The following is a 610-nucleotide window of genomic DNA, read 5'->3' as shown; positions in this document are numbered from 1 at the left end:
CTTCCAGACCGTGCCGTTCCAAGGCTCCTCAGGCAGAAGGTCGAAGGCTTGGTGGAGGAATTCGCGATCCTCGCTGGAAAATTCCGCCGGCTCTTGCGGACCGTCGGCGAGGATGCGCCACCAAGCGACCGCGTCGGACAAGCGGTCGATGTTGCCACGCACCGCCAGCCAGAAGCGCTCCGCGTCGTCGCCGGAAATGCCGAGCACCATCAGCCGGTCCCGCGCCTCGTCGAACGGCATGTGATGCATGAGGGCCCGGTTGAGCACGAAGAGCTCGTCGGGGTCGAACTTGGCGGCGGATTTGGACGTCGCGGCCGGGTCGAAATGGCCGGCGAGCTCGTTGAGGTCGTGCGTGGCCGTGACGTTTTCCGACGTGCCGACGAGCACGGCGAGCGAGGCGACCGCCATCGGCTCGATGCCGTCCTCGCGCAGGCTTTCGATCGACAGCGCGCCGGTGCGCTTCGACAGCCCCTCGCCCGAAACGGTGGTCAGGAGATTGTGATGGCCGAAGACCGGCGACTCGGCGCCGAGGGCCTGGAACAAGGCAATCTGCACACCGGTGTTGGTCACATGGTCGTCGCCGCGGATCACGTGAGTGACGCCCATCTCG

General features: G+C 66.4%; 1 protein-coding gene. It reads right to left on the bottom strand.

All coding sequences use genetic code 11. The annotated features are described in order from the left end of the window. The coding region (locus EOA29_RS39225; RefSeq protein ID WP_245468832.1) for a glutamate--tRNA ligase family protein at nucleotides 1-610 on the bottom strand (610 nt) is incomplete at both ends.

Source organism: Mesorhizobium sp. M1E.F.Ca.ET.063.01.1.1, from assembly GCF_003998155.1.
In the GTDB taxonomy this organism is placed as follows: domain Bacteria; phylum Pseudomonadota; class Alphaproteobacteria; order Rhizobiales; family Rhizobiaceae; genus Mesorhizobium.
The sequence above is the reverse complement of the archived record's forward strand: the minus strand, read 5'-3'. Positions and strand labels throughout refer to the sequence as shown.